At 64.2% G+C, this 26661-nt stretch carries 28 protein-coding genes; 12 read left to right on the top strand and 16 right to left on the bottom strand.

What is annotated here, in order from left to right; genetic code table 11:
• The first annotated feature begins 79 nt into the window (after positions 1–79).
• Positions 80–793, top strand: coding sequence for a DUF805 domain-containing protein (locus FJ428_RS10955; protein ID WP_140492138.1), 714 nt, complete (start codon positions 80–82; stop codon positions 791–793).
• 72 nt (positions 794–865) lie between these two features.
• On the top strand, positions 866–1537 hold the full coding sequence (locus FJ428_RS10950) for a DUF805 domain-containing protein (RefSeq protein WP_140514041.1): 672 nt from the start codon (positions 866–868) through the stop codon (positions 1535–1537).
• On the opposite strand, the gene FJ428_RS10945 is transcribed toward FJ428_RS10950, so the two are convergent.
• The 5 genes from FJ428_RS10945 to FJ428_RS10925 form a co-directional block, all read right to left on the bottom strand.
• Positions 1527–2009 (bottom strand): GNAT family N-acetyltransferase, encoded by a 483-nt coding sequence (locus FJ428_RS10945; protein ID WP_140559209.1) that lies wholly within the window; start codon positions 2007–2009, stop codon positions 1527–1529. The genes FJ428_RS10950 and FJ428_RS10945 overlap by 11 nt on opposite strands.
• Before the next feature lie 4 nt (positions 2010–2013).
• Positions 2014–3117, bottom strand: coding sequence for a 3-isopropylmalate dehydrogenase (gene leuB / locus FJ428_RS10940; RefSeq protein WP_140514043.1), 1104 nt, complete (start codon positions 3115–3117; stop codon positions 2014–2016).
• 250 nt (positions 3118–3367) lie between these two features.
• Positions 3368–3718, bottom strand: a complete 351-nt coding sequence (locus tag FJ428_RS10935; protein ID WP_140559208.1) for a VOC family protein — start codon at positions 3716–3718, stop codon at positions 3368–3370.
• 13 nt (positions 3719–3731) lie between these two features.
• Positions 3732–4115 (bottom strand): RidA family protein, encoded by a 384-nt coding sequence (locus tag FJ428_RS10930; RefSeq protein WP_140524557.1) that lies wholly within the window; start codon positions 4113–4115, stop codon positions 3732–3734.
• Between the two features lie 113 nt (positions 4116–4228).
• The gene (locus FJ428_RS10925; RefSeq protein WP_140524555.1) at positions 4229–5332 is read right to left on the bottom strand and encodes a saccharopine dehydrogenase family protein; all 1104 of its coding nucleotides are present in this window, start codon (positions 5330–5332) and stop codon (positions 4229–4231) included.
• Between the two features lie 126 nt (positions 5333–5458).
• Here FJ428_RS10925 and FJ428_RS10920 point away from each other — a divergent pair, with 126 nt between their 5' ends.
• Complete coding sequence (locus FJ428_RS10920) at positions 5459–5887, top strand: Lrp/AsnC family transcriptional regulator (protein ID WP_140559207.1); 429 nt, start codon at positions 5459–5461, stop codon at positions 5885–5887.
• Between the two features lie 45 nt (positions 5888–5932).
• Here FJ428_RS10920 and FJ428_RS10915 read toward each other — a convergent pair whose 3' ends face one another.
• From FJ428_RS10915 to FJ428_RS10895, 5 genes are all read right to left on the bottom strand, one after another.
• On the bottom strand, positions 5933–6187 hold the full coding sequence (locus FJ428_RS10915; RefSeq protein ID WP_140492115.1) for a DUF1344 domain-containing protein: 255 nt from the start codon (positions 6185–6187) through the stop codon (positions 5933–5935).
• Positions 6188–6387: 200 nt separating this feature from the next.
• Complete coding sequence (locus FJ428_RS10910; protein ID WP_140559206.1) at positions 6388–7758, bottom strand: ATP-binding protein; 1371 nt, start codon at positions 7756–7758, stop codon at positions 6388–6390.
• Positions 7755–8438 carry a winged helix-turn-helix domain-containing protein gene (locus FJ428_RS10905; RefSeq protein WP_140492109.1) on the bottom strand — a complete coding sequence of 228 codons (684 nt, stop codon included), beginning with the start codon at positions 8436–8438 and terminating at the stop codon, positions 7755–7757. Before FJ428_RS10905 ends, FJ428_RS10910 begins: the two co-directional genes overlap by 4 nt.
• A gap of 103 nt (positions 8439–8541) precedes the next feature.
• On the bottom strand, positions 8542–9339 hold the full coding sequence (locus tag FJ428_RS10900) for a hypothetical protein (protein WP_140492106.1): 798 nt from the start codon (positions 9337–9339) through the stop codon (positions 8542–8544).
• A 32-nt stretch (positions 9340–9371) separates the two neighbouring features.
• Entirely contained in the window at positions 9372–9629 is a 258-nt protein-coding gene (locus FJ428_RS10895) for a hypothetical protein (RefSeq protein WP_140514048.1), read from the bottom strand.
• A 261-nt stretch (positions 9630–9890) separates the two neighbouring features.
• On the opposite strand from FJ428_RS10895, the gene FJ428_RS10890 reads away from it, so the two are divergent.
• The gene (locus FJ428_RS10890; protein WP_140625358.1) at positions 9891–10526 is read left to right on the top strand and encodes an isoprenylcysteine carboxylmethyltransferase family protein; all 636 of its coding nucleotides are present in this window, start codon (positions 9891–9893) and stop codon (positions 10524–10526) included.
• 48 nt (positions 10527–10574) lie between these two features.
• On the opposite strand, the gene FJ428_RS10885 is transcribed toward FJ428_RS10890, so the two are convergent.
• Complete coding sequence (locus FJ428_RS10885; protein ID WP_140662655.1) at positions 10575–11060, bottom strand: hypothetical protein; 486 nt, start codon at positions 11058–11060, stop codon at positions 10575–10577.
• Positions 11061–11272: 212 nt separating this feature from the next.
• On the opposite strand from FJ428_RS10885, the gene FJ428_RS10880 reads away from it, so the two are divergent.
• Positions 11273–11638, top strand: coding sequence for a RidA family protein (locus FJ428_RS10880; protein WP_140524551.1), 366 nt, complete (start codon positions 11273–11275; stop codon positions 11636–11638).
• A gap of 42 nt (positions 11639–11680) precedes the next feature.
• Positions 11681–12916: an amidohydrolase/deacetylase family metallohydrolase gene (locus FJ428_RS10875; RefSeq protein ID WP_140650094.1), complete on the top strand. Its 1236-nt coding sequence runs from the start codon at positions 11681–11683 to the stop codon at positions 12914–12916.
• A gap of 231 nt (positions 12917–13147) precedes the next feature.
• Here the strand turns inward: FJ428_RS10875 and FJ428_RS10870 are convergent, their stop codons facing one another.
• Positions 13148–14938: an NAD(P)/FAD-dependent oxidoreductase gene (locus FJ428_RS10870; RefSeq protein WP_140650092.1), complete on the bottom strand. Its 1791-nt coding sequence runs from the start codon at positions 14936–14938 to the stop codon at positions 13148–13150.
• 195 nt (positions 14939–15133) lie between these two features.
• Complete coding sequence (locus FJ428_RS10865; protein WP_140563895.1) at positions 15134–16078, bottom strand: MurR/RpiR family transcriptional regulator; 945 nt, start codon at positions 16076–16078, stop codon at positions 15134–15136.
• Positions 16079–16404: 326 nt separating this feature from the next.
• On the opposite strand from FJ428_RS10865, the gene FJ428_RS10860 reads away from it, so the two are divergent.
• The 5 genes from FJ428_RS10860 (at position 16405) to FJ428_RS10840 (ending at position 22266) form a co-directional block, all read left to right on the top strand.
• Positions 16405–17238: an ABC transporter ATP-binding protein gene (locus FJ428_RS10860; RefSeq protein ID WP_140563894.1), complete on the top strand. Its 834-nt coding sequence runs from the start codon at positions 16405–16407 to the stop codon at positions 17236–17238.
• Positions 17235–18089 carry an ABC transporter permease gene (locus FJ428_RS10855; protein ID WP_140879431.1) on the top strand — a complete coding sequence of 285 codons (855 nt, stop codon included), beginning with the start codon at positions 17235–17237 and terminating at the stop codon, positions 18087–18089. The genes FJ428_RS10860 and FJ428_RS10855 overlap by 4 nt, the downstream gene beginning before the upstream one ends.
• An 89-nt stretch (positions 18090–18178) precedes the next feature.
• Entirely contained in the window at positions 18179–19351 is a 1173-nt protein-coding gene (locus tag FJ428_RS10850) for an ABC transporter substrate-binding protein (RefSeq protein WP_140554766.1), read from the top strand.
• A gap of 172 nt (positions 19352–19523) precedes the next feature.
• Positions 19524–20615, top strand: coding sequence for a Gfo/Idh/MocA family oxidoreductase (locus FJ428_RS10845; RefSeq protein ID WP_140879430.1), 1092 nt, complete (start codon positions 19524–19526; stop codon positions 20613–20615).
• Between the two features lie 214 nt (positions 20616–20829).
• Entirely contained in the window at positions 20830–22266 is a 1437-nt protein-coding gene (locus FJ428_RS10840; RefSeq protein WP_140879429.1) for an amidase, read from the top strand.
• Positions 22267–22506: 240 nt separating this feature from the next.
• On the opposite strand, the gene FJ428_RS10830 is transcribed toward FJ428_RS10840, so the two are convergent.
• Positions 22507–23748: a Xaa-Pro peptidase family protein gene (locus FJ428_RS10830; protein ID WP_140879428.1), complete on the bottom strand. Its 1242-nt coding sequence runs from the start codon at positions 23746–23748 to the stop codon at positions 22507–22509.
• Positions 23749–24097: 349 nt separating this feature from the next.
• On the opposite strand from FJ428_RS10830, the gene FJ428_RS10825 reads away from it, so the two are divergent.
• Entirely contained in the window at positions 24098–24895 is a 798-nt protein-coding gene (locus tag FJ428_RS10825) for a SapC family protein (RefSeq protein WP_140879427.1), read from the top strand.
• Between the two features lie 51 nt (positions 24896–24946).
• Here the strand turns inward: FJ428_RS10825 and FJ428_RS10820 are convergent, their stop codons facing one another.
• Both FJ428_RS10820 and FJ428_RS10815 read right to left on the bottom strand, forming a co-directional pair.
• Positions 24947–25510, bottom strand: a complete 564-nt coding sequence (locus FJ428_RS10820) for a type 1 glutamine amidotransferase domain-containing protein (protein WP_140879426.1) — start codon at positions 25508–25510, stop codon at positions 24947–24949.
• A 297-nt stretch (positions 25511–25807) separates the two neighbouring features.
• Positions 25808–26623 carry a transporter substrate-binding domain-containing protein gene (locus tag FJ428_RS10815; RefSeq protein ID WP_181167270.1) on the bottom strand — a complete coding sequence of 272 codons (816 nt, stop codon included), beginning with the start codon at positions 26621–26623 and terminating at the stop codon, positions 25808–25810.
• Positions 26624–26661 lie beyond the last annotated feature (38 nt).

Below are 26661 nucleotides of genomic sequence, written 5' to 3'. Positions count from 1 at the left end.
AGCCGTCGCATTTTCATGCTGCCCCTTGCGATCCGCCGGAACTTTGAACAGTCTGGTCGGGCGTTCGGGGGATCGGGGCATGCGCGGCGAAGTTCTTCACTATGACGAGACCCAGGGCTTCGGCTTCATCACCGGGGCGGATGGTGAGCGCTATACTTTCGCGCGTGAGGATCTGCGCCGCGAAATCGCAATTGCCCGAGGCACGGCCGTTGAATTCCAGCCCGGCGGCGGCCAGGCGCGCGACATCTTCCCGGCCGGCGCCCAATCCGCGCCTCCAACCGGCGTGGCCGCCGGCGCCCATGCGCGAACCGGTGCGTCCGTCTCTTCCGCTGCTCAAATCGCACAGCCGCGGCATTTTGGCCGCGCCGCCAGCACCGGGCCGGCCGAGCCCGGCCTGTGGGGTTATTTCTGGCGCGGCATCACCGAGAATTATTTCAACTTCACCGGCCGCGCCCGCCGCAAGGAATACTGGGCCTATTGCCTGTTCTGGTTCGTCGCGCTGCTGGCAGTGACCGGCATCGGCATTTTCGCCGATGCCGCGATGGGCAATCTCGACGACGCTGAAATGCCGGCGGTGACGATTGGCCTGTTCGGCCTTTTCCTACTTGCGACCTTTCTGCCTGGCCTCGGCATGACCGTGCGTCGTCTGCACGATATCGGCCTGACCGGCTGGCTTTTCCTGGTGATCCTGATCCCCACCATCGGCAGCCTGATCATCCTGGTCTTCGCGCTCATCCCGACCCAGGCCCGGGAGAACCAGTGGGGACCGGTGCCGGCGGGCGCCAGAACGTAGCCCTGCGTGCGTATTGCAATTACGTGCAACTTTAAGTAGCGTCTCGCGACGCAATGTGAAATGGGGCAGAGCATGCGCGGGACGGTGTTCCACTATGACGAAGGCCAGGACTACGGTTACATCAACGGAACCGACGGCAAACGCTACATCTTTTCCCGTATCGATTTCAGCCTGGAACTGCCCCTCGGCAAGGGTACCCTTGTCGAGTTCCAGCCGGGCGACGGCACGGCGCACAACATTGTCGCCACGGCCTCGGCCGCATCGTCGTCAACCACCAGTCAGCCACGGCAGACCAGCCGTTCTGCCCGAAGCCGTCCCGCCTACTCCACAGGGCTGTGGGCTTATTTCTGGCGCGCGGTGATCGCGGATTATGGTAATTTCACCGGACGCTCCCGCCGCAAGGAATTCTGGGCCTTCTGGCTATTCTACACCCTCGGGGTGCTCGCGCTTTTCGGCTTCGGGATACTTGTTGAACTGGCGATCAACGGCTTCGAAACCAACGCGGACAGGACGCCGATGGGGTTCATAGGGTTCATACCCCTACTGGTTTTCTTTTCGGGATTGATCCTGCCTTGCATTGCGCTCCTCGTACGGCGTGCGCATGACGCCGGCCTGAGCGGCTGGTTTGCCCTGCTTTGCTTCGTCCCGCTCATTGGCGGCATCGCCGTGCTAGTCTTCGGGCTTATGCCGCCTCAGCTGGGCGAAAATCCTTGGGGACCGGTGCCGGCGGGCGTCAGGGTCTGACCGCCCCCAGCGCCTCGCCCGAAAGCCTGAGAAAGATCTTCTGGCCGTGGCGTTCGGCGCCAAGCCGGTCGTAGAAGCGCAGCGCGCCTTCGTTCCAGTCCTCGGTGGTCAGGTCGATGCGGCCGATGCCGTTGCGCCGGCAATGGTCGGCGAGAAAGCCGACCAGCGCCCGGCCGACCCCAGCGTTGCGAGCCTTGTCGCGCACGAACAGATCCTTGAGGAACAATAGCCGCTCGAGGTCGATGCCGGGATGCGCGATCGCTACCGACGCCAGGCCGCTGATCTCGGCCCCGATGAAGGCCAGCGCGAAATGCGGATAGGCCGGGCTTTCCTCATCCAGCCATTTGCGTGCCGCCGACAAGGCGCGCTCGTGGTCGAGCGGCGGCTGCCGGTAGTACACCGCCATGTCGCACAGCATCGTGGCGAGCGCCGTCGCGTCGCCGGTCGTCGCCCAGCGGACGGCGATCATCATGGGCTCAGCCCAGGAACTTGGCGATGATCGCGTCGCTCATCTCGACGGTGCCGACCTCGGTCATGCCGGCGGAGAGGATGTCCTTGGTGCGCAGCCCGTCGTCGAGCACGGCGGCGATTGCCGCTTCGAGCTTGTCGGCTTCATCGACCATGGCGAAGGAATAGCGCAGGCACATGGCGAAGGAAGCGATCATGGCGATCGGGTTGGCGATGCCCTTGCCGGCGATATCGGGCGCCGAACCGTGCACCGGCTCGTAAAGCGCCTTGCGCTTCTTGGTCTTGGCATCAGGCGCGCCGAGCGAGGCGGAAGGCAGCATGCCGATCGAGCCGGTCAGCATGGCGGCGATATCGGACAGCATGTCGCCGAACAGGTTATCGGTGACGATGACGTCGAACTGCTTGGGCCAGCGCACCAGTTGCATGCCGCCGGCATCGGCCAGCATGTGGTCGAGCTTGACGTCGGAATATCGGGCCTTGTGGGTCTGGGTGACGACCTCGTTCCACAACACGCCGGACTTCATGACGTTGCGCTTTTCCATCGAGGTGACATGGTTCTTGCGCGTGCGCGCCAATTCGAAGGCGACGCCCGAAATGCGCTCGATCTCGAATGTGTCGTAGACCTGGGTGTCGATGCCGCGCTTCTGGCCGTTGCCGAGATCGATGATCTGCTTGGGCTCGCCGAAATAGACGCCGCCGGTCAGTTCGCGCACGATCAATATGTCGAGGCCTTCGACCACCTCTTGCTTCAGCGAGGAGGACGCCGCCAGCGCCGGATAGCAGATCGCGGGCCTGAGATTGGCAAACAGCTCCATGTCCTTGCGCAGGCGCAGCAGGCCGGCCTCGGGGCGAACCTCGTAAGGCACGGCATCCCATTTCGGACCGCCGACGGCCCCGAACAGCACGGCGTCGGCGGCAACAGCCTTTTCCATGTCGGCATCGGAAATCGCGGCACCATGTGCATCGTAGGCGCAGCCGCCGACCAGCCCCTCGTCGGTGGCGAAGCCGCTGCCGAGCTTCTCGTTCATGGCCGCTATCAGCTTCTTGACCTCGGCCATGGCCTCGGGGCCGATGCCGTCGCCGGGAAGCAGGAAGAGATGTTTCGAAGCCATGGAGAGCCGTCCCAGAAAGAATGCGTTTCGATTTGCACAGCATCCTTCGCGCGCCAATGAGGCGCGCGGCGCTGTGCGACCGCGGCCTTGCTAACCGCCAAGCGGTTGCGACGCAAGGAAGAACAATTGGCGAAGGCGGCTAAGTGCGTAATCTCCCCCCCTTGAGGGGGAGATGGCCGCCAGGCCAGAGGGGGGCGCTGTCCCGCCAGCATGTCCAGGTCAGCAGTCGCCTCGGCGCTTTGCAGATGTTTCACCGATGCGAGAGAATGTTGACCAGCCGGTTGAAAGGGTCGCGCACATAGAAGCGCCGCACGCCCCAGGGCTCGTCGGCCGGCCCGTATTCGATGGCGAAGCCGGCTGCCTTCATGGCGTCGAGTGCGGCATCAACGTCGTCGACCTCGATCGACAGGTCCGGCACCGGCGTGCCCGACCCGCCTTGCGCCATGAAGCTGACCTGTACCTGCATCCTTTCCTCGGACCCGTAGGTGACGATCCAGCCTTGATCCATGAGCACATCGAGGCCGAGCACGTCATGGTAGAAGCGCCTCGCCGATGCCGCGTCCTTTGTTTCGATATTGGCTACGATACGCCGCACTGCCATGGCATTGGCCTCCTCAGTCTGTGCGCCGAAGCGCCGTCACCTCGATTTCGATCTTCATCTCCGGTCTGTTGAGCTGGCACACGATCATCGTTGCCGCCGGCCTGATCTCGCCGAACGCTTCGCCGAGAATGGGGAACACCACGTCGACGAAGGCCTGGTCGGTGATATAGTAATGCGCGCGCACCACATCTTCCATGTCGAAGCCGCCGTCCCGCAAGGCACTGGCGATGGTTGCCAGGCAATTGCGCGTCTGCGCCTCGACCGTTTCCGGCATCGTCATCGAGGCATAGTCATAGCCGGTCGTTCCGGACACGAAACACCAGTCGCCCTGCACCACGGCGCGCGAATAGCCGGCGGTCTTCTCGAAGGGCGAACCGGTGGAGATCAGCTTTCGCATGGCATCCTCGCAAGGGGTGTTCGCAACCACTTTGCGGGCAAAGGCCTCGCACGGCCATAGGCCAGACGGACCTGGCCGTTGTCCCGAGGGCCTTGGCCGTCCGCTGGGGCGCGTCAGCTCGCCAGCCGGCTGACCATCTCGTGCTGGGCGTAGGCACGGCCGAAGCGGTTGGCGAGGAAGGCGTCGAGCGCGATGTCCTCCTGCTTGACGAAGCCAGTCGCCGGCAAGGTGCCGTCGGCCAGCATGTCGAGCACGGCGCAGATTCCCGATGCCGTGGTGATCTGGATGGCGCTGCGCACCGTCTGGCCGACCCGCTTCGAATAGATCTTGTTGGCGTAGGTCTCCTGCAGCAGGCGGCCGTTCTTGCGCCCCGAGACGGTGACGAAGACGATGACCACGTCCTGCAGCGTCGCTGGCAGCGCGCTTTCGAAAATGTCCTTCAGCACCTCGCGGCGGTGGCGCAGGCCGAGGTCGTTGAGCAGCGCCTTCATGATGGCGGCGTGGCCGGGATAGCGGATGGTGCGATAGTTGAGCGTGCGCACCTTGCCCTTCAGCGTCTCGGCCAGCGTGCCGAGCCCGCCGGAGGTGTTGAAGGCCTCGTAGGTCACCCCGTCGAGCGAGAATTCCTCACGCTCCTCCAGCGGCGGCACCTCGACCAGCTCGCCCTCGACGATCGCCTCGCAGGGCTCGCAATATTCGTTGATGACGCCGTCGGTGCTCCAGGTCAGATTGTAGTTCAGCGCGTTCGAAGGATATTGCGGCAGCGCGCCGACCCGCATGCGCACGCTCTCCAGCGTATCGAAACGGCTGGCGAGGTCGTTGGCGACGATCGAGATGAAGCCCGGCGCCAGCCCGCATTGCGGGATGAAGGCGTTGTTGGCCGAACGCGCCAGTTCCTTCACGCGCCGGGTCGAGACGACGTCCTCGGTGAGGTCGAGATAATGCACGTCGGCGCTTGCGGCGGCTTCGGCGATGCGCGTGGTCAGATGGAAGGGAGCGGCGCTGAGCACCGCGAATTTTCCGGCGAGCGCAGCTTCCAGCGTGCCCGCGGCCGCGATGTCGAGTTCCAGCGTCTCGACCCCGTCAGGCAGTTCGGCCGCGGCAAGCTGCGCGGCCGAGCGGTCAACGAGAGTGACGTGATAGTCCCCGGTTGAAAACAGCATCTCGGCAATGGTCGAGCCGATCTTGCCGGCGCCGACGACAACAATTTTCTTCATGACCCGGTTCCCTCGCCCGACAGTTGATTTGTCCCGCTACAATCGCGGCTTGCCGGACGAAAGGAAGCGTGGAATTGTACGAAATGAAGTACCCTTTTTGCCGATATGCCGACCAGGTTCGTTGAAATGCTGAGTGATGCCGACCAGGCCCTGCTTGTCCTGTTGCGCGAGAACGCCCGCGCCTCGACCGCCGCTCTGGCGCGCCGGCTCGGCGTGTCGCGCACCACGGTGCAGAGCCGCATCGAACGGCTGGAGCAGCGCGGCATCATAGCCGGCTACGGCGTCAAGCTTGCGCCCGATTATGAACAGGGACTGGTGCGGGCGCATGTGCTGCTCACCGTAACGCCCAAGCTCGCCGACAAGGTGGTGCGCAGCCTGCGAGCCCTGGCGCCGGTCAGGACGCTGCATTCGGTGAGCGGCAATTTCGACATGATCGTCATCGCCGACGCGCCGTCGATCAAGGACCTGGACACGCTGCTCGACCAGATCGGCGCCCTCGAAGGCGTCGAACGGACGTCGTCATCGATCATCCTGTCGACGCGGATCGATCGGTGATCACCGGTGAAAAACCGGGCCGCAGGCGGCCCGGTCGTGCCGCCTTTACTTGGCAGGCTGGATGTTCGAGACCAGCGATTTGCCGGATTTCGTCGAATAGGTGACGATCACCTTCTTGCCGGGCTTCAGCGTCTCGACCTCTATGCCCTCCGGCAGGTTCAGCGTCTTGCCGTCGGCCAGCGTGATGGCGTCGCCCTTTGCATCGACATTGACGATGGTGCTGGTAACCGTCCTTGCAAGGGCTGCCGTCGAGGATGCGGCCGCCAGCACTGTCGCGGCGGCGATGACGAATTTCCTCATGGTCTTTTCTCCTAACGCTTGTTGTGGTGCCGAAGTGGTTCGGCATCGAGGGGTCGGAACGATTACAGTTGCCGCCCCGCTTCCCCCGGATCGAGAGAAGATCGGTCGATCCTAGCGAGGCGAGTTGTCGGGCAGCTGGCCGGCGCCTTACGGATCCGTAAGACCGGGATGACGGACAGAGGATCCAGGTCTATCGCCGGCTAACCCGACGCCAGCGGGAAACTCACCATCACGGCGAGACCCGGCCGGCAGTCCTCAAGCGTGATCGATGCGCCGTGCAGGTCGGCGATGGCCCTAACGAGGCTGAGGCCGAGGCCGCTGCCTGGCGTCGAGCGGCTGTGGTCCAGCCGGTAGAGCCGCTGGAACACTTTTTCACGCTCGTACGCCGGGATGCCAGGACCGTTGTCGGCGACTCTGGCCAGGATATGCTCGTCCCGGCGTTCGGCCGACAATTTGATCGCGGTGCCGGGCGGGCAATGGCGCAGCGCATTCTCGACCAGGTTGGCGAACATCTGCATCAGCAGCTCGCGATCGCCATGGATCCGGTCCGTCGTCCCGTCCAGCCGCTGCGACGACAGCGACTTGCAGTCGTCCTCTGCCACCTCGGTGTAGATCTCGGCGATGGTTTGCAGAATCTCGCCGAGATCGACATCGGTAAAGCGCGCCTTGCGCGCGCCAGCCTCGATCTGTGCAATTCTAAGCAGCGCGTCAAAGGTCTCGTTGATCTGGTGACCCTCCGCGCGCGCGTCGGCCAGGTCGCCGGAGACATCCTGATCCTGCGCCGCCTTGTCGGCCGCGCCCTCCAGAATCATCTGCAGCCGATTGAGCGGCGTCTTCAGATCGTGCGCAATGTCGGCGCTGACCTGCTTCATGCCTTCGACCAGCGCCGACAGACGATCAAGAGCCGCATTGACCTGATTGGACACGACGTCGATGTCGTCGCCATTGCCGGTCAGTGGAATGCGGGTATCCAGCCGGCCATGCGAGACATCCACCATAGTGGCGGCAATGCCGTCGAGCCGGCGCTGAACGCGCGAGGCGAGCAAGGCGCCGCCGGCCACCGCCAGCCCGGCGATGATCAGCGTCGCCCAGCCGAAGCTCATCAGTATGATAGTTTCCAGTTCCTCCGTCTCGGACAGGCTGAAGGCGATCGTCAGATTGTTGCCGCCAATCGAGCCGGAATAGGCACGGTATTGGGCACCGGCCGGCACACCGGGCATTTTTGCGTCGAGCATCGAGAACCCGTCGGGAACTCCAGCCGCGGTGAAGTTGCCGGCCAGACGGTTGCCGGCCGCGTCGGTCAGCGAAAAGAGCTGTTCCTTCTTGGAGCTGAGCTGCGAATGACTCTCGACCGTGGCGATCAGGTCCTCGAGGTCGCTCTCGGTATACGTTGCGGCGACGACCGAGTAGGTTTCCCTGATGGTTTCGTCGAGCCGTCCCGCAAGATCGGCGCTCATCATCCGGTAGACGATGGCGCCGGACAGCACGAAAGCCAGCATGAACAGGAGGGCGAACGTCAAGGCGAGCCGGAACGGCGTGCTGCGCGGCAGCCGGGACCATGTTGCGGTCATGGTGAAAGCGGTGCGTGCAGGCTGTAGCCGGTATTGCGGACCGTATGGATGAGCTGGGTTTCGAAAGGCCTGTCGATCTTGGCCCGCAAGCGGCTGATATGGGTCTCGACGACGCTGGTCCTGGGATCGAAATGGAAATCCCAGACGCGCTCCAGGAGCATGGTGCGGGTGATCACCCGGCCCTCGCCGCGCATCAGCACTTCCAACAGGCTGAACTCACGCGGTTGCAGGTCGATCGGCTGGCCCTGCCTGGCAACGCGGCGCATGATCAGGTCCATTTCGAGGTCGGCTACCCGCAGAACGGTCTTCTGCTCCAGTGCGGCCGGCCTGCGGCCGAGCGCATTGATGCGGGCAAGCAATTCGGAAAAGGCGAAAGGCTTGACCAGATAGTCGTCGCCGCCAGCCTCGAGGCCCTCGACACGGTCGTCGATGCCGCCGACGGACGTGAGAAAGATCGCCGGCGTGCGCACGCCCGCCGCACGGACCGCCTTAACCATCGACAGGCCGTCGAGGCCTGGGATCATCCGGTCGGCCACGATCACGTCATAGCCGCCGCTGGTCGCGGCGAAGAGCGCGTCGTGCCCGTTGCGCAATAGGTCGCAGACATGGCCGGCCTCGGTCAGGCCCCTGACGATGTAGTCAGCCGTCCTGTGGTCATCCTCGACAAGAAGAAGTCGCATCGCTGTTCCGGTTGATTGCCGATGTTGGGAACAGGCTAGCACCGGCGTGGGTCCGTTCCTAGGATGGCACGTGGCCGGCAAGCTCGGCTGCGCTTGTCCGGCGTCAGTCCGATTCCAGCAAGATCTCGTCGGCATCGTCTGCGGTCTTCTTCAGCGTCATGTAGAGAACCAGGGCAATGATGCAGCCGAGGAAGATCAGGCTGGTGAAGGTGGTGCCGAAACCGAGGCCGCCATATTCGACTGGCTGCGACAGCAGATCGCCGAAGGAGGCGCCAAGTGGCCGCGTCAGGATATAGGCGAGCCAGAAGGCGAGAATGCCGTCCAGATGAAGCAGGTAATAGGCACCCGCGATGACCGCGATTACGCCGCCGAACAGCAGGCCGGTCGTCAGGTAGCCCATGTCGAAGCTCTCGGCGACGAGATCGCCGGCGGCGGTGCCGAGCGAGAAGGTGAACAGGATCGCCAGCCAGTAGAAGATCTCGCGCCGGGTGGTGAAGATGGTGTGGATCGACAGCGTCCGCTCGCTTGCATACCAAACAGCGAATGTGGCGGCGAGCATGACGGTGAAGGCGATCGTGGTCGTTTCGAGACGCACGCCGAAATTGTCGACCAGATTGTCTGATATCAGCGTGCCGACGACGCTGATCAGCACCACCGCCAGCCAGTAAGCCCAGGGCACGTAGCGTTTCTGGGCGAACTGGAGGGCAAGGGCAACGACTAGGACGCCGGTCATGATCAACGACGTGGCGGTCAGCCCAAGGCCAAGGTTGACGGCGAGATAGTCAGCCGCCGTCTCGCCCATGGTCACCGCCATCAGCTTGATCAGCCAGAAATCGGCGGTGACGTCCGGGACCCTGTTGTGGGTCGATCCGGCGGGCTTTTGCGCGTTGGAAGTGAGCATGGCGGATGTCCTGCGGTTTGTGATTCGCGGACTTACTTGCCTATGACCTTCATGGCCTGGGCGAAGAAGTCGTCGGCGCGCTTATCATCGTCGGCATTGCAGCGTTCGATGCCCTGGCTCTCCAGTTCCGAGACCTTCGCCTTGTCGGAGGCGCCGAGCTTAACCGTAGCCTCCGCCGCGCGAAGAGCCTTCAGTGTGTCCTCGCAAGGTGCGGTGGCGGCGAAAACGGGCGAGATCGAAGCCGAGACAGCGAGGCTGCCCACCGCAATGGCAAGTGCAAATCTTCTCATGAAACCAGTCCCTGTCCGATGCCGGTGGTCCGGCGGCCATAGTTGATGTCGGCCCATGGCGGACCGGCATCGCAATGATATGGAAGCGACTTCACTCCAGCCTGTCCGCCGGCATACAAATTCGTAAGGTTGGACCTGGTTGGCGCAAAAAGGCTTTACGAACGTCGTGCGCTGCTTTGATAGAAAGCGATTGCCTTGTATCCGCCATCAATGGCGTGCCCGAGTGCACGCGGGCCTCGCCAGCGCCCCAGGAAAACACGAATGACCTACGCTTCCCTCAAGCCGGTCTCAGAGGCCTTCGTCCAGCGCAAACGGCTGATTTTCGTGCGAGTGGCGGCGGTGCTCGCGGTCCTGCTTCTGTTCCTCACCAAGCCTGGGCTCAACGAGGGCTCGCAAGGCCACGAGACGCTCGAATTCCTCGGCTTCTGTCTGGTGCTCGCCTGCGTCGCCGGCCGGCTCTGGAGCATCCTCTATGTCGGCGGCAAGAAAAACGAGGAACTGGTCTCGATCGGACCGTTCTCGATAAGTCAGAACCCACTCTATTTCTTCTCGACGGTGGGCGCTGTCGGTATCGGACTGCTCTACGGCTCGGTTCTGGCGGCCGTGGCGCTGGGCGCTGCCAGCTTCCTCATCTTCCGCGTCACGGCGCGCAAGGAAGCCGAATACCTCCTGGGCAAATTCGGCCCGGCCTATCTCGCCTACACCAAGGCCACGCCGCGCTTCTGGCCGAACCCGCTGCTTTACCGCGACAATGACGAGTTGCAATTCTCGACGCGCGCGCTGAAGCGCACCTTCTATGACGGGCTCTATTTCCTGGCCATTTTCCCGGCCATCGAGCTGATCGAATATCTCCGGGAGAGCGGGCTGCTGTTCCCGCCCTTCGTGACGCTCTACTGATCGTCGGATCGGTTGCAAAAACCGACCCGCCCTCGACAACAGGCGCTATCAGCCTCCCAGCGGATAGGGCATGTAGCCGACGAAGCCCGCGATCTTCCAGCTGCCGCCGACCTTCCTGCAGAAATACAGCGTCTGCCATTTCAGCCGATCGACGCCGCCATCCGCCTTGGCGACGGTGCCGTCGAATTTCTTGTGCAGCACGGCGCGGTCGCCGTCGACATCAATGTCGCGCAGATTGGTGACGCGGAACAGCGCCTCGCGCAGCGGCTCGGCGAATTTGGTCGCCGCCGTTTCCTTGGCCTGGCGCAGCCACTCGTCGCGATAGATCTCCAGCCGCGGGAACTGCAGCCGCCAGGCGTCGGCGTTGGCAAGAAAATGCGCATGCATGCCGAAGAAGCTTTCGGCGATGAAATCGTCCTCGACCATGGACCAGTCCTGACCGATGAAGGCATCGATGTCGCGCCGCACCAGCATCTCCCAGAGGGCGTGGCGGTCGGCATCACCTGATGGAAACGGGTTCTTGTCGAAGGTCATTCTCGGTTCTCCGCTCTGGAAATGCGCCCGTCCGTTTCAGGCCCGGCCGGCGAGCGCGCACGATGCAAGCGCTTCTGTAATAAAGCAACATGGATTTCCAGGAATGTTGCTTTCCAACAAGACCTCTATCGGGATCGCCTCGATCGGGGTAAATCTCGGCCGAAGCGGGCGCTCCCATCGTGTCCCGTCATAGCATCAGAGGAGGTCCGCTCTTGCCCAAGCAATGTTTTGGAACGTCGCATGTCCCGCTGTCACCCGCGGTGCGGGCCGGCGACTTCGTCTATATCTCGGGCCAGGTGCCGGTCGGCGGCGACGGCATCGTGGTCAGGGGCGGCATATCCGAACAGACGGAGCAGGTGCTTTCCAACGTCAAAGCGGCGCTCGCGCTGGCCGGCTGCACCATGGACGATGTGGTCAAGACCACCGTCTGGCTGGAGGACGCGCGCGACTTCGGCGCCTTCAACGCCGTCTATGCCAGGCATTTCCCGAAGAACCCGCCGGCCCGCACCACGGTCGAATCGCGGCTGATGATCGACATCAAGATCGAAGTGGAAGCCGTCGCCTACCGGCCGCTCTGACGGCCGTCGGCGAGGATGGAACGAAGCGGAGAGGCGCGCCCGATGCAATTTGATCTTCTGTTCAAGGGCGGGCGGCTGATCGATCCGGCGGCCGGGCTCGACGCGCCGCGCGATCTTGCCATCGCCAATGGCCGCGTCGCCGCCATCGACGCCGACATTCCCGCCGACCGGGCGGCCAGCGTTATCGATGCCAAGGGCTGCATCGTGGCGCCCGGCCTCGTCGACCTGCACAGCCACGTCTATTGGGGCGGCACCTCGCTCGGCGTCGATGCCGACCGGCTGGCGGCCAAGAGCGGCACCACCACCTTCATTGATGCCGGCAGTGCCGGCGCCGGCAATTTCCTCGGCTTCCGCCGCCATGTCATGGAGCGCTCGAAGGTGCGCATCCTGGCCTATGTCAACATCTCCTTCGCCGGCATTTTCGGCTTCTCGCAGACCGTCTCGGTCGGCGAGTGCAGCGATCTCAGGCTCTGCGAACCGCGTGAGGTGGTGGCGGCGGTGCGCGAGCACGCGGACGTCGTCGTCGGCGTCAAGGTCCGCTCCGGCAAGCATGCCGGCGGCACCAGCGGCATCGCGCCGGTCGATCTGGCGCTGGAGGCGGCCGACAAATCCGGTCTGCCGCTGATGGCGCACATAGACGAACCGCCGCCCGGGCGCTCGGAAGTGCTGCCGCGCCTGCGCAGGGGCGACATTCTCACCCACTGCTTCCGACCGTTTCCGAACGCGCCGGTCTTCGCCTCCGGCGCCGTGCGGCCCGACATGCGGCTGGCGCGCGAGCGTGGCGTCATCTTCGATCTCGGCCACGGCATGGGCTCGTTCGACTTCGAGGTCGCTCGCGCCATGCTGGCCGAAGGGCTGGCGCCCGACGTCATCTCGAGCGACGTGCATCTCTACTGCGTCGACGGTCCGGCCTTCGACATACTGGTGTGCATGTCGAAGCTGCTGGCGCTCGGCATGCCGCTGGTCGAGGTGTTGCGCGCCGCCACCCAAGCGCCGGCGCAGGCGATCGCGCGGCCTGATCTGGGCACGCTCAAGGTCGGAACCGCCGGCGACGTCGCGCTGCTGCGGCAGCATTCCGGCCGCTTCACCTTCATCGACGCGGTCGGCGCCTCGCTGGTCGCCGACCAGCGGCTGGTCTGCGAAGGCATCGCCATCGGCGGCGCCTGGTGGCCGAACGAGATGATGAACGATCTCGGCGACACCGAGCGTTTCGAGGCGCATGTGGGGCATACGCATGTCGAGATCGCGGCCAGGCACTTTGGGCACCGGCATGATTGATTGATCTCGGTAGCACTGCGCCGCCTGTCTTGCCGCGGCTGCGCGTTTGGCGAATGGCTTCCCCCACTCCGTCGCTGCTCCGCAGCGCCACCTCTCCCCCCTCCGGAGGGAGAGAAGGGAGCCTCCCGGCATAAGCTCGCGCCCTTCCTCTCCCCCGTCGATCGGGGGAGAGGTGTCGAGCGAAGCTCGACGGAGTGGGGGTCGACCTTCCCTCGAAGCAACGCTTCCGCTTCACCGTCGCGCGTTGCTGACCGCCCCGTAAACCGGCGTATGAATCCCCTCCATCCGCGCCTTGATCTGCAGCGCCACATATTTCGAATAGAAGCGCGAGAGCGCCAGATTGCCGCCGTGGAACCACAGCCCTTCCTGTGCCGTCGGTTTCCACATGTTGCGCAATTCGCCCTGCCATGGCCCGGGGTCGCCCTTGAAGCCGGAGCCGAGGCCCCAGCACGGGCCGACCCTGTCGGCGACCTCGCGCGAGACGATTTGCGCCACGGTTTCGTTCATCGACTGATAGCCGGTGCAGGCGATGATGGCGTCGGCTTCAAGTTCGCTGCCGTCCTCGAAGAGAATGCCTTTCGCCGTCAGCGACTTGATCGCCACGCCGCTGCGGATGCCGATCTTGCCGTCGATGATCAGGTCCGAAGCGCCGACATCGATGTAGTAGCCGGAGCCGGTGCGGTAGGCCTTCATCAGCAGGCCGGTCTCGTCGTCACCGAAGTCGAGGGCGAAGCCGGCGGCGGCGAGGCGTTCGTAAAAAGCCGCGTCGCGCGTGCGGATAACGTCATAGAGCGCCCGCTGGCCCTTGGGCACCAGTGCAAAGGGCGTCGAAGCGACGATCATGTCGGCCTTTTCGGTGGTGATGCCGCGCGCCAGCGCGTTCTCCGAAAAGATCTCGAAACCGACTTCCATCAGCGTGTCCGACTTGACCACGGTCGTCGGCGAACGCTGGATCATGGTGACCTCGGCGCCGCTTTCCCAGAGATCGACGCAGACGTCATGCCCGGAGCTCGCCGCGCCGATGACGGCGACCTTTTTGCCGCGGAACTTCTCGCCCCTGGAATACTGGCTGGAATGCAGGATCTCGCCCTTGAACCGGTCGGCGCCCGGCAGGTCGATCGGCCGCGCCGGACCGTAGGCGCCGGTGGCGAAGACGATGTGCTTGGGCTTCAGCGTGATGTGCTGGCCGACGCGGTCCACGACCACGGTCCAGACCTTCTCGGCCTCGTCATAGCTGGCGCTGACGCATCTGGTGGCGACCCAATAGTTGAGCTCCATGACGCGCGTGTACATTTCCAGCCAGTCGCCCATCTTGTCCTTGGGCGTGAAGACCGGCCAATTGTCGGGAAACGGAATGTAAGGCAGATGGTCGTACCAGACCGGATCGTGCAGCACGAGGGTGCGGTAGCGCTTGCGCCAGGAATCGCCCGGCCGGGCATTCTTCTCGATGACGATCGAGGGCACGCCGAGCTGCCTGAGCCGCGCGCCCAGCATGATGCCGCCCTGGCCGCCGCCGATGACCAGGCAATAGGGCTGCTCGGAAGCGCCAAGCTCGCGGGTCTCGCGCGCGCGCGCCTCCGACCAGGTCTCGCGCTCCGGGTCGGCCTTGTGGCGCACGCCCAGCGGCCGCGTCGCGCCCTTGCGCTCCTCGAATCCTTTCAGGTCGGTCATTGCCGTGAACAATGTCCGGCAGCGGCCGTCGCGCAGGCGCATGATGCCCTGGCCCGAGGCCACGGCGGTCTCGAAGGTGAACCAGGCCTCGATTATCCCCTCGTCCGAGGTGGCTTCGCCGGTGAGCTGCCATCTTGCCGGCCGCGTCGCTGCCAGCGTCGCCTTCAGCATGTCGGCGATCGCCTCGCGCCCTTCCATCGTGGTGACGTTCCAGGTGAAGGTCAGGAGGTCACGCCAGTAGCAATCGTCGACGAACAGGTTGGCCGCGGCCGCTATGTCACCGGCTTCGAGCGCCTTGTCGAAAGCGCCGAGCCATGCGGCTGCCTGTTGCGATGGTGCTATTTCGAGCATTTGTTTCCCTCTTTTTCGCGTTGGCGCTGTCCGGTGTTCCCTTCTCCCCTTGTGGGAGAAGGTGGCCTCGCGGAGCGAGGTCGGATGAGGGGTGCTCCAGCTCGGCACGGCCGGCACTCCGTCACCCACCCCTCAACCGTCTCGGCGCTGCGCGCCGATCCACCTTCTCCCACAAGGGGAGAAGGAAAAAACGTCCTAATCCCCGAGCGGCTCCATCTCGTTGCCGGTGCGGTGGATCTGGGCATTGTATTTGATGCGGCGGACCGTCTCGCGGGCCGAGCCGTCGAGCTTGTAGGCGGCAGCCACCGCCATGAGGTCGATCATGGCCAAAAAGGCGAAGCGCGATGCCGTCGGCTTCAGCGTATCGGGATATTCCGGCACCGCTACGGTCAGCCTGACGTCGCCGACGCGCGCGAGCTCGGTGTCGGGCGCCGTCACGCAGATGGCATTGGCGCGGTAGTGCTTGGCGAGTTCGACCGCCTCGATCACCTCGCGCGTGCGCCCCGTCGCCGAAATGGCGATCACCAGGTCGCCGGGCTTCAAGGTCGAGGCGGTCATGCGCATGAGATAAGGGTCGCATTGCGCGCTGATCGATATGCCGTAGCGAAACAGCCGGTACTGCGTTTCCTGCGCCAGCGCCGAGGAACTGCCGCCCAGTCCGAATACCGTAACCTGGCGCGCCTTGGCGATCAGCTCGGCGGCCTTCTGCAGCTGGACCGGATCGAGCTGCCGCTCGGCCTCCTGCAGCGCCCGCCGCGCTTCGCCGAACACCGCGTTCCAGAACGGCATGCCGGTGTCGTTCTCCCTGGCTGGCGAAGTGTCCAGATAGAGCGCGCCGACGACGAGGCTCTGCGCCAGCTTCAGCTTGAAATCACGCACGCCCTCGCAGCCGATGGCGCGGCAGAAGCGGGTCACCGTCGGTTCGCTGACGCCGGCACGCTGGGCAAGGGCGGCGTTGGAGGCATCGACCGCGTATTTGACGTCGTCGAGCACGACATCGGCGACGCGGCGCTCGGCCGGACGCAGCTCGGCATAGGTATCCTTGACCAGCGAGATGATGTCGGGAATGCGCCGCACAGGCTCACCCCCGTCCGCCTCGCCATCCGTCATCAGGTTTTCCCGGCTGTCAGCTTCGGTCATGAAGTGGCCTTCCCTGGTCCCTTGTCGACCTCTTACCATGCTTGCACGCTGTCGTTCCATGTGCACGGCCCCGCTGCAACTGCTGCGTGCCGTTGCGGCATGTCACCCGGCTTTGCCCATCTGCAACGCCCGCTTGTTGTGCCACTTTTCCCGAGTATGTAGGAAAGCAACACGCATTTCAAGATAAAGAAAAGACAGCGAAAGCAGGTATATAGAGGAATAGGCGGCTCTCAACGACGGAACGATCGCGCTCTTCGCTTGACACCAAAGTAGGATAGTTACACACTGACTTTGGCAGTCGATTGGACGCACTCTCCGAGGGGCGGATGAACGCGGGCGAAACAACAGCGCCGAAGCTTGGTGTGCAGGCAGCGACCAAGATCTATCACACCGCATCCGGCGACCTCCTGGCGCTGGACCGCTGCAGCCTCGACGTCCACGCCAATGAAATCGTTTCGATCGTCGGCCCGTCCGGCTGCGGCAAGACCACGCTTTTGTGGTCGATGTCGGGCTTGCACAGCCTGACCGGCGGCGAGATCCGGCTCGACGGCGTCAAGATCACCGGGCCGCATCCCGACATCGGCATCGTGTTCCAGGAAGCGAACCTGCTGCCTTGGCGCAATCTCGATGCCAACATCCGCTTTCCCTTCGAGATCAAGGGCGAGAAACCAGACCGCGCATGGATCGCGCATCTGCTCCACCGCGTCGGGCTCGACGGTTTCGGCGGCAAGTTCCCGCGCGAGCTTTCGGGCGGCATGCAGCAGCGCGCCGCGATCGTGCGGGCGCTGGCGCCAAAACCCTCCGTGCTTTTGATGGACGAGCCGTTCGGCGCGCTCGACAGTTTTACCCGCGAGGAGATGAACCGTCTCGTCGAGGAGATCTGGCTCGACACCAAGACCACCATCGTCTTCATCACCCACAGCATTGAGGAAGCAATCTTTCTCTCCGACCGCGTGGTGGTGCTGAGCGCGCGGCCCGGCCGCGTCGCCAGGGAGTATCGCGTGCCGTTCGCGCGACCGCGCTCGCTGGAGATCATGGCGACGAAAGAGGTTTTCGACCTCACCAACCGGATCAAGATGGACATCGTCGGCGAGCGCGCCAGGCCCAAGGCACCGGAACAGGAACGCGCCAGCGCCGAGATCGTGAGGATCAGGCCGTGAGCGACGCCATCCCGGAATTCTCCAAATCCAAATCGGGTGCCAAGTCCGGCGATGGGCAGGACGTCAGCCTGACCAATCTCTCGGCCTTCGCCAGCGGCCCCGGCATCAAGTCGGGCAAGGAGGTGGCGGCGATCATAGCTGTCGCCGTAATCATAATCGGCGGCATCGAATTGGCGCTGCGCCTGTTCCATGTGCCGCTCTACATCATGCCGCCGCCAAGCTCGATCGCCTACGCGCTGTTCGACGAGTTCCCGCTGATTGCGCCGCATCTCGGCTATACGCTGGTCGAGCTGGTTTCCGGCTTCGCCATCGGCGCCGTCGTCGGCCTGGTGCTGGCCGCCGTCATCACCCAGTTCCCCTTCACCGAAAAGATCGTCGCGCCCTACATCCTGCTTCTCGTCACCACGCCGATGCTGGCGCTGGTGCCGCTTTTGATCCTTCGCTTCGGTTTCGGCTACACGCCGCGCATCATCGCGGTGGCGCTCGCCGCCGGGCCGATGGTGATGATAAACGCGGCCACCGGCTTTCGCCGCGTCGACAGCGCCAAGATCGCGCTGGCGCGCTCCTATGGCGCCAGCACCTTGCAGATATTCTGGAAGATCCGCGCGCCGATGGCGCTGCCTATGATCCTGGTCGGGCTGATGATCGGCGCCATCTTCGGCCTGCTGACCGCAGTCGGCGCGGAGATGGTCGGCGGCGGCTTCGGCCTCGGCAACCGGCTCACCACCTATTCGTCGATGATCCAGATGCCGCAATTCTTCGCCGTGGTGCTGATCCTGTCGACGCTCGGCATCCTGATCTACGTGCTGTTCTTCCTGATCGGCAAGAAATGGGCGAGCTGGGAGGCTTGAGCACGAGATCATGAACGCCCCGGAGCGGGCGAGGAGCGGGCGAAAGGCCATCGATCAACAAGAAGGTCAATCAACAAAAGGGGAATGCCATGACCGACCAGAACTCATTCCAGACGGCGACAAGAACGGGCATCAGCCGCCGCACCTTCCTGCAGGTGACGGCAGCCGGCGTCGTGACCGCCACCGCGCTCGGTGCATCGGGCTTGAAGGCCAGGGCGGCGGCCTATGAAAAATTCACCTGGATCTCGCCGCGCGGCACGCTCGAAGTGCTCGACGACTATCCTTATTGGGCAGCCAAGAAGGCAGGCTATTTCGACGGGCTCAGCACCGACATGCAGCCAGGCCCGTCGGACGGCACGGCGACGGTGAAGTTCGTCGATGTCGGCCAGGCCGATATGGGCTTTCCCTCGCCCGGCGTGTTCTCCTTCGCCATCCAGAACGGCATGAAGCTGAAGTCGGTGTTCCACATGGGCGCGCGCGACACGTTCTCCATCGCCTTCCGCAAGGGCGAGGGCACGAACGACCTGAAGAAGCTCGAAGGCAAGACCATCCTGCTCGGCTCCGCCGCCTGGCAGTCGATCACCGATCCGCTGCTCGCCGCGCAAGGCGTCGACATCAAGAAGGTCAAGTATGTCGAGGCCGGCTGGCCGACCTGGGGCACCGCGCTCGCCGGCGGCCAGGGCGACGCTGCCTTGTCGTGGGAGGGGCTGCGCGCCGAATGGATCGCCAAGGGCCTCGACTTCGAATACTGGCTCGGCGTGAAGAATTCCAAGCTGCCGGCCAACACCTTCGTCGTGCGCGCCGCCGATCTCGAAGATCCCGACAAGAAGGCGTTCCTGGAAAAATATCTGCGCGGCTGGGCGATGGGGCTGGAGTTCGGCTACCAGAACCCGCGCGCGGCGGTCGAAGCGGTGTTCGAGCAGTTCCCGACATTGGCCAAGAACCTCGGCCCCGAGCTCGGCACCACCTCGATCCTGCAGCAGATCAACGTCTTCCGCGGCGACATGGACAAGCGCGGCGGCTGGGGCTCGCACGACATGGCGAGCTGGCAAGGCTTCTTCGACGAGATCCACAAGATCGGCCAGATCACCAATCCGGTGAAGGCCGAGGACGTCTGCACCAACGAGCTGATCCCGGCCGCCAACGACTTCGACAAGGCCAAGGTCAAGGCCGATGCCGACGGCGTCAAGCTGACGGAGGGCTTTGCCGCGCTCGATGTCGAGAAGATCAAGGCGCATCTGTTCGATTCGGCGGTGAAGTAAGGGCTGCAAAAGAGGTCGTTCATTGCCCTGTCTTGGCTCCTTTCCTCTCCCTCCGGACAGGGGAGAGGAAAGGGCAGGCGGATGAGGGGCGGCGCCAACCTGAAGTGATTGTTCTGGATGCCCAGGCGCGGCAGCAGCTCGCCAGGTCCTATCAAAAAATTGGGAGGCTGAATTGGCCGACAAAATAAAAGTGCTGGTTGTGGGTCTCGGCAATATGGGCGCCTCGCATGCCAGCGCCTATCACCGCTCGGACGGCTTCGAGATCGTCGGCATCATGAGCCGCTCGATCAAGAGCAACAAGAAAATCCCCGCCGAACTTGCCGGCTATCCGCTCTACGAGGGTTTCGACCGGGCGCTTGCGGAGACCAGGCCGGACGCCGTGTCGATCAACAGCTGGCCCAACACCCATGCCGAATACGCGCTGAAGGCGATAGCGGCCAACTGCCACGTGTTCATGGAAAAGCCGCTCGCCACCAACATCGAGGATGCCGAAAAGGTCGTCGCGGCAGCGCGGGCGAAGAACCGCAAGCTGGTGCTTGGCTACATCCTGCGCGTCCACCCGTCCTGGATAAAATTCATCGAGGTCGGCAAGACGCTGGGCAAGCCGCTGGTGATGCGCCTCAACCTCAACCAGCAGAGCAGCGGCAGCGCCTGGCACTGGCACAAGAACCTGATCGATTCGCTGATCCCGATCGTTGATTGCGGCGTGCACTATGTCGACGTCATGTGCCAGCTCACGGGCGCCAGGCCGGTGCGCGTGCACGGCATCGGCGCGAAGCTCTGGGCGGAAGCCGACAAGCAGAATTACGGCCATCTCCACGTCACCTTCGATGACGGTTCGGTCGGCTGGTACGAGGCAGGCTGGGGCCCGATGATGAGCGAGACGGCCTATTTCGTGAAGGACGTGGTGGGGCCGAAGGGCGCGGTGTCGATCGTCGCCGGCCAGCAGACGAGCAGCGCAGCGGAAGCGGCGGAGGTGTCGAACTCGGCCGACATCGACCGCCACACCAAGACCGACGCGCTGAAGATCCATTATGCGGCGGTCGACGCCGACAAGAACTTTGCGAAACCCGACGAGATCGTCAGCATGGAAGACGAGCCCGGCCACCAGGAGCTCTGCGACCGCGAGCAGGCCTTCTTCCTGCGCGCCATCCGCGAGGATCTCGATTTGACCGAGCAGATGGACGCCGCCGTCAACAGCCTGCGCATCGTGCTCGCCGCGGAACAGAGCATCGAATTGGGGCGCACCGTCGAGCTGGCGTGAGACAAGCGCGCTGCTGGGGGCAGCAGTTTCAGGTCGGTGCCCCTCACTCAGCCCTCTCCCGAGAAGAACGGGAGGCGGTCGCCAGCATCAGAGCGCTTTCCTTCTCCCCGTCATGACGGGGAGAAGGTGCCGGCAGGCGGATGAGGGGCGGCGCCAACGTCGGCCCGAAGCGATAGCTCGGGCGCGGCGCGAGGCAAAGACTAGGAGGAGAGATATGGTCACCGACAGCCTGCTGAAAACCTATGCGAACTCCGATGCGCTGGACCTTGCCGACTTGGTGCATCGGGGCGAGGTTTCACCTGCGGAACTGGTCGAGGCGGCGATCACGCTGGTCGAGCAGCTCAACCCGGCGCTGAACGCGGTCATCCATCGCCTCTACGACATGGCGCGTGCCCAGGCGCAGACGGTCGACAGATCAGCACCTTTCGCCGGCGTGCCATTCCTGCTCAAGGAACTGGCCTCGTCCTGGACCGGCGCGCCGAACACCAACTCTTGCCTCTACCTGAAAGATGTCGTCGCCGATTTCGACACCGAAGTCGTGCGCCGCATGAAGGCGGCCGGGCTGGTGCTAGTCGGCAAGTCGAACGCGCCCGAAAACGGCTGGTCGATCACGACGGAACCGAAGCTCTACGGCACGACGAAGAACCCGTGGAAGGAAGGCATCACGCCAGGTGGCTCGAGCGGCGGCGCGGCGGCGGCCGTCGCTTCGCGCATGCTGCCGATCGCCGAGGCCAGCGACGGCGCCGGCTCGATCCGCATTCCGGCCTCCTGCTGCGGCATCGTCGGGCTGAAGCCGTCGCGCGGCCGCGTCAGCCTGGCACCGTTCGGCGACTATTGGTATGGCGGCGCCTACTTCCTGTGCTGCTCGCGCAGCGTGCGCGACACGGCGGCCTATCTCGACGCGGTGGCCGGCGCCTTGCCGGGCGACCCCTATACGCCGCCGATCCCCGACGCCTCCTGGCTCAGCCTGTCGTCACTGGCGCCGAAGAAGCTGCGCATCGGCTTCACCGTCACCCCGCCCAACGGCACGGCCATCGATGCGGACGTGAAGGCGGCCGTGCTGGCCACCGTGGCGGCGCTGGAGCGGCTGGGACATGACGTCGAGGAACACGACATGCCGCTCGATGCCGATGCCATGTGGGCCACCTACACCAACATGACCTGCGTACAGACGGCGGCGACCTTCGACTATCATGAAACGGTGATCGGCCGGCCGGTGACGCCTGATGATGTCGAACCGGTGACCTGGGCGATCATCGAACGCGGCCGTGCGACCAGCGGCACCAGGCACATTTCCGATGTCGAGCAGCTCAGGCAGGTCGGCCGCGACATCGTCGGCGACCTTTCGCCCTACGATCTCTTCATCACCCCGACGCTGACGCAACTGCCGCGTCCGTTCGGCTATTACGACATGTCGGAGACCGACATCGACCGCTACAACGCCAAATGGACGGATGCGGCGTTCGCCTTCCCCTTCAACATCTCAGGCCAGCCGGCCATCTCGCTGCCGCTCGGCTGGTCGAAAGACGGCGTACCGATCGGGGTGCAGCTTGTCGGCCGCTATGGCGACGAGGCAGCGGTGCTGGCCGCGTCGGCGCAGCTCGAGCGGGAAATGCCGTGGAGGGACAGGCGGCCGCCGGTGAGCGGTTAATCGCTCGCGGCAGGGCACCCATCGCCGAGTTCTGTGGCGCCCCCTCTGTCCTGCCGGTCATCTCCCCCTCAAGGGGGGAGATTGGAAGTTTCGGCGCCGGCTCATCTTGTTCTTGCAACGTTGAAAAATGGCGAAAGCGGGAGCGATAATCGATCTCCCCCCTTGAGGGGGAGATGCCCGGCAGGGCAGAGGGGGGCGCCGTAGGGCGCTGACAGTGACACCGTCACGATCCCGCCCTCGCTATCCTATCCTCTCCAATCGCCTCGGCAGCCGGTTCATCGCGGCTGGCCCATCCGGCGTGATCAGGAACTGGTCCTCCAGGTTGAAGCTGGCGAGGCCGTCGATGTAGAGCGGGATCTCGAAGGCCAGCACCATGCCGGCTTCGACCAGGACATCGCTGTCGGCCGCAATGAACGGCCATTGCTCCGAGAACACAGACTGCCCGACACCGTGGCCGAAATGCCCACGGCGGTAGGAGCGCAGGCCTTGCCGCGTCAGGCTGTCGGTGGCGGCGCGGTGCACATGGCCGAGCGAATTTCCCGGCACGAGTGCCGCCAGCCCGTCCTCGAAAGCGCGCTCGGCGATCGCGTGCAGTTCGACCTGGTCGGCGGAAGCGGGACCGAAAGTGAAGTTGCGCGACATGTCGGACGCATACCCGCCGACCGTGCAGACCATGTCGCATTTCAGCGGATCGCCGGGCATTGCCTTGGCATCGGCACCCTTGGCCCGGGCGCCGAGCGTCACATATTCCGCCGTCGCGACCGGATGGGAGAGGCCCACCGCCGCCGCGGCCACGCCTTGCCGGTAGAGCGCGATGAGATCGGCCTGGCGCATGCCGGCCATCGCATCGACCTGCAGCCGCTCCAGCCCTGCTTCAGACAGGATAATGCCTTGCCGCAGGAGCTCGATCTCGCGTTGCGACTTGATCGCCCGCAGCCGATCCAGCACCGGCGAGCCGTCGATCATCCGGCACTGCGGCAGCAGCGCCTGCATGGCGGAAAAATCGGCGGCTGGAACAAAGCCGAGATCGATGCCCAGCGTTGCGCGCTCCAGTCCGAATTCCGCAAGCAAGGCTTGCAGCTGGCGCACCGAGCCGGCGAGATCGAAGGTGGCGGGGCGCGCGAAATCCGGCGCGCGGCCAAGCGAGACAAGGCCAGCCTCGATACGCTCCGCCAACGGGCCGCGGGTTCCCGTCTCGACCGGCGCGAATTCGATCCAGATCGGGTGCGAACGCACAACCGCTTCGGGCGCGGCGATCCGCAACTGTCCCGCACTGAAATCCGCGACGACGACGCCGATCGGCAGGTCCTGCCGGGCCGGGATGACAACGAAGCCGGCGCCGGCACGCCGGAACAGCCCCGCCGGGCCGATCGACGCGCCGGTCGCATAGTGGAAGGCCTCGGGCGCTGAGAGCACCAGCGCCTGCAGGCCGGCGCGCTGCATCAGCTGCGCGGCGTGTTCGCGGTCGACAAAGCCCGTCATGGTTCCCTCCGGATGGCTGAAGCGACATCGGCTCCTCGTATCCTTGCAATCCCGGACGGAAGACTCCCACGGCTTCCCGGAATTTTGCCATGTGATGCCACTGTCGCCGCTTCGCGGCAGGCTGTCCATAGGCCGGCATGGTTGCGGGCGTCCCGCAAGGCGATTAGGGCGCAAACGCCAAAATACAGCAGCGCGTGTCCTTTTATGCGCGCCGGCGACGCTGTAGTACTTTGTCCCTGCGCGGAATTGCTTCGAAGCAAGGCCGGCGCGACAAGAACAGATCCCGCTTTGGGAATTCAATGCTGGACGGGCCGGCCTGGTTGGCCGGCGCGAGGAGGAAAACGGACACATGGCTGACAGCGGTGCGAAGACGGAAACGGCGGGCGAGGCCTTGCCGCTGTTCTATTCCAGGCCCGAGGCGCTCAATCCGGCGCGGCACGGTTCACTCGGCCTGACGGCGCGCAGCGATTTCTCCTTCGCCCGCTCGGCGCATGCCATCCCGGTGGTGGCCTCGGAAATGCCGGCGGCGATGCGCTCCTACCCGATCGTTTTCATCGGCCCCGCCAAGGCGCCCGTCATCATCACCGGCCTGCGCCAGGACGAGAACCTGTTCGTCGAACCCGACGGCAACTGGGCCGGGCCGCACTACATCCCCGCCTATGTCCGCCGCTATCCCTTCATTCTCGCCGACGATCCCAAGCAGCCCGGCCGGCTTACGCTGTGCGTCGACCGGGCGAGCGAGCGCGTCATCGACCAGCTGCTGGCGCCGTTCCGCGACGACAAGGTGCTGCCCTTCTTCAGCGGTAACGAGGCGACCGAGGCGACGAAGCAGGCGCTCGCCTTCTGCAACCAGTTCCAGATCGACTTCAGGGCGACCCGCGAGATGGTCGACAAGATCGACGCGCATGCCCTGTTCGCGCCGCGCCAGAGCAAGGTGACGCTGGAAGGAGGCGAGGTGCTGAACCTCACCGATTTCCAGGTGGTAGACGAGGCCGCCTTCAACAGATTGAGCGACGAGGCCTTCCTCGACCTGAGAAAGTCAGGCGCGCTCAGCCTGCTCTACTGCCACCTTGCCTCGACCAACAGCTGGACGTCGCTGGTGCATCAGGCGTCGCTGCGCAAGGCGGAGGGGGCGAAGAGCGCCTGAACAACCCATGCCGAGATCCTTCGCGGCGCGGCTGGTGAACAAGGTTCGGCGCTAAGCCGCGGCCCGCCTGTCGTGCCGCCCTTCCCTGATCTCTTCCGTGAGCTTGTCGCAGAAGGCGTCGAGATCGCCGGGATTGCGACTGGTGACCAGCCCCTGGTCGGTGACGACCTCGCTGTCTTGCCACAGGCCGCCGGCATTGATCACGTCGGTCTTGATCGACTTGTAGGATGTGACGCGGCGGGCTTTGATGATCCCGGTCTCGACCAGAAGCCAGGGCGCATGGCAGATCGCGCCGACGACCTTGTTGGCCGTCCAGAACGAACTGATGAAATCCAGCGCCTTGCGCTCGACCCGCAACAGGTCGGGATTGATGACGCCGCCGGGCAGAACGATCGCATCGTAGGCATCGGCACGGGCCTCGTCCAAGGTCTTGTCGACCGGAACTTCGCGGCCCCAATCCCTGTGGTCCCAGCCCTTGATCTTGCCGCTTTCGAGCGACACGATTTCGACCTCGGCGCCGGCCTGGCGCAGCTTGTTCAGCGGCACCTCAAGCTCGGACTGTTCAAAACCATTCGTCGCAAGGATGGCGACGCGCTTGCCGGAAATATCCTGCATCGTTTTTCTCCATGATTGGATTGGATGCAGGGCTAACGAGCCTGAACCGGTACCGTTCCTCGCTGTAACCTTATGTGACCGGAGGGATCTGTGGTGCGCTGTACTGCACCACGGGTCTCCTTTCCTCATCAGCTCTCCTTAGTGAAGGACTGTTACCCTTTTCGTGTCTCAGACTCGGGGTGCACTACGAAATTCTGCTCGCGGATCGCAGCCGCGCAGCAAACGTACAGGCCGCCCGCCGCATCCGGTTTTCTTCCTAGAAGCGGGGGCAGGCAGGCGGCCCTTCATGCCAGCGGCTTACTCGATGACGCGGGCTTCACCGACATCTGCGGCCGACGGATCCAGCCCGTAAGCCTTGAGCGCTTCGGCGATAGCGCCGTTCTTGCGGTAGACATCGAGCGAAGCGTCGACCGCCTTAACGAAGCCCTCATTGCTCTTGTCCAGCAGGAAGGCGGTCTGCGACGGGTTCATGGTCGCATCGATGCGCGGATCCGGCTTCAGGACATGCACCTTGTAGTTCTGCCCTTCGTTCTGAATGACAGCGGAGCCGAAGCCGTCGAGCGCCGCCTCAATACGACCGGCATGAAGATCCTGGGCGAGGTTCAGCGACGATGGATAGGTCTTGGAGCCTTCGTAGAGCTTCTCCATGTCCTGGACCCACAGATATCCTTCCACGGTGCCGACCTTCTTGCCCAGCAGACCGTCGACGGTATCAATGCCGTCGGTCGAGGTGACGGACAGTTGGTCGAGATAGACCGGCGTGGACAGAGCGACGACCTTCGCGCGGGCGGCGGTACGATAGAAGCCGCCAAGCGCGATGTCCGCGCGCCGCGACTGAACTGCGGAAACCGCGCCTGGATATGTGAAGATCTCATAAGCGATCTCCAGGCAGTTCTCCTTGGCAAAACGCTTCACGAGATCGCCGTCGATACCCGCGATGCCGCCGTCTTTTTCGAGCGAATACGGAGCGGTGTTGGTGAGCGCGACGGTGAGTTTGCCCGCCGACACGGTTTCGAAAGCATGCTGCGGCTTGCAATCCTGTGCGGACGCGACGCTGGCACCCAAGGCCGTGGCGATGGCTGCGGCCGAGATGATCTTACTCCAATTTTTCACTTTGCTCTCCTCTGACATTGATGGTTTTTGATTGCAGG

Origin of the sequence: Mesorhizobium sp. B2-8-1 (assembly GCF_006440955.1) — a bacterium.
Lineage (GTDB): Bacteria > Pseudomonadota > Alphaproteobacteria > Rhizobiales > Rhizobiaceae > Mesorhizobium.
Note: the sequence above shows the minus strand (reverse complement) of the source record. Positions and strands in the feature narration are given on the sequence as shown.

Bases quoted from the DNA above. Each gene is read 5' to 3' on its own strand.
- FJ428_RS10885 (WP_140662655.1), bottom strand. From the start codon at position 11,060: ATGACCTTCGACAAGAACCCGTTTCCATCAGGTGATGCCGACCGCCAC.
- FJ428_RS10895 (WP_140514048.1), bottom strand. From the start codon at position 9,629: ATGAGAAGATTTGCACTTGCCATTGCGGTGGGCAGCCTCGCTGTCTCG.
- FJ428_RS10950 (WP_140514041.1), top strand. From the start codon at position 866: ATGCGCGGGACGGTGTTCCACTATGACGAAGGCCAGGACTACGGTTAC.
- FJ428_RS10925 (WP_140524555.1), bottom strand. From the start codon at position 5,332: ATGAAGAAAATTGTTGTCGTCGGCGCCGGCAAGATCGGCTCGACCATT.
- FJ428_RS10910 (WP_140559206.1), bottom strand. From the start codon at position 7,758: ATGACCGCAACATGGTCCCGGCTGCCGCGCAGCACGCCGTTCCGGCTC.
- FJ428_RS10930 (WP_140524557.1), bottom strand. From the start codon at position 4,115: ATGCGAAAGCTGATCTCCACCGGTTCGCCCTTCGAGAAGACCGCCGGC.
- FJ428_RS10955 (WP_140492138.1), top strand. From the start codon at position 80: ATGCGCGGCGAAGTTCTTCACTATGACGAGACCCAGGGCTTCGGCTTC.
- FJ428_RS10875 (WP_140650094.1), top strand. From the start codon at position 11,681: ATGCAATTTGATCTTCTGTTCAAGGGCGGGCGGCTGATCGATCCGGCG.
- FJ428_RS10920 (WP_140559207.1), top strand. From the start codon at position 5,459: ATGCTGAGTGATGCCGACCAGGCCCTGCTTGTCCTGTTGCGCGAGAAC.
- FJ428_RS10945 (WP_140559209.1), bottom strand. From the start codon at position 2,009: ATGATGATCGCCGTCCGCTGGGCGACGACCGGCGACGCGACGGCGCTC.
- FJ428_RS10840 (WP_140879429.1), top strand. From the start codon at position 20,830: ATGGTCACCGACAGCCTGCTGAAAACCTATGCGAACTCCGATGCGCTG.
- FJ428_RS10890 (WP_140625358.1), top strand. From the start codon at position 9,891: ATGACCTACGCTTCCCTCAAGCCGGTCTCAGAGGCCTTCGTCCAGCGC.
- FJ428_RS10935 (WP_140559208.1), bottom strand. From the start codon at position 3,718: ATGGCAGTGCGGCGTATCGTAGCCAATATCGAAACAAAGGACGCGGCA.
- FJ428_RS10830 (WP_140879428.1), bottom strand. From the start codon at position 23,748: ATGACGGGCTTTGTCGACCGCGAACACGCCGCGCAGCTGATGCAGCGC.
- FJ428_RS10900 (WP_140492106.1), bottom strand. From the start codon at position 9,339: ATGCTCACTTCCAACGCGCAAAAGCCCGCCGGATCGACCCACAACAGG.
- FJ428_RS10860 (WP_140563894.1), top strand. From the start codon at position 16,405: ATGAACGCGGGCGAAACAACAGCGCCGAAGCTTGGTGTGCAGGCAGCG.
- FJ428_RS10870 (WP_140650092.1), bottom strand. From the start codon at position 14,938: ATGCTCGAAATAGCACCATCGCAACAGGCAGCCGCATGGCTCGGCGCT.
- FJ428_RS10905 (WP_140492109.1), bottom strand. From the start codon at position 8,438: ATGCGACTTCTTCTTGTCGAGGATGACCACAGGACGGCTGACTACATC.
- FJ428_RS10850 (WP_140554766.1), top strand. From the start codon at position 18,179: ATGACCGACCAGAACTCATTCCAGACGGCGACAAGAACGGGCATCAGC.
- FJ428_RS10865 (WP_140563895.1), bottom strand. From the start codon at position 16,078: ATGACCGAAGCTGACAGCCGGGAAAACCTGATGACGGATGGCGAGGCG.
- FJ428_RS10820 (WP_140879426.1), bottom strand. From the start codon at position 25,510: ATGCAGGATATTTCCGGCAAGCGCGTCGCCATCCTTGCGACGAATGGT.
- FJ428_RS10915 (WP_140492115.1), bottom strand. From the start codon at position 6,187: ATGAGGAAATTCGTCATCGCCGCCGCGACAGTGCTGGCGGCCGCATCC.
- leuB (WP_140514043.1), bottom strand. From the start codon at position 3,117: ATGGCTTCGAAACATCTCTTCCTGCTTCCCGGCGACGGCATCGGCCCC.
- FJ428_RS10825 (WP_140879427.1), top strand. From the start codon at position 24,098: ATGGCTGACAGCGGTGCGAAGACGGAAACGGCGGGCGAGGCCTTGCCG.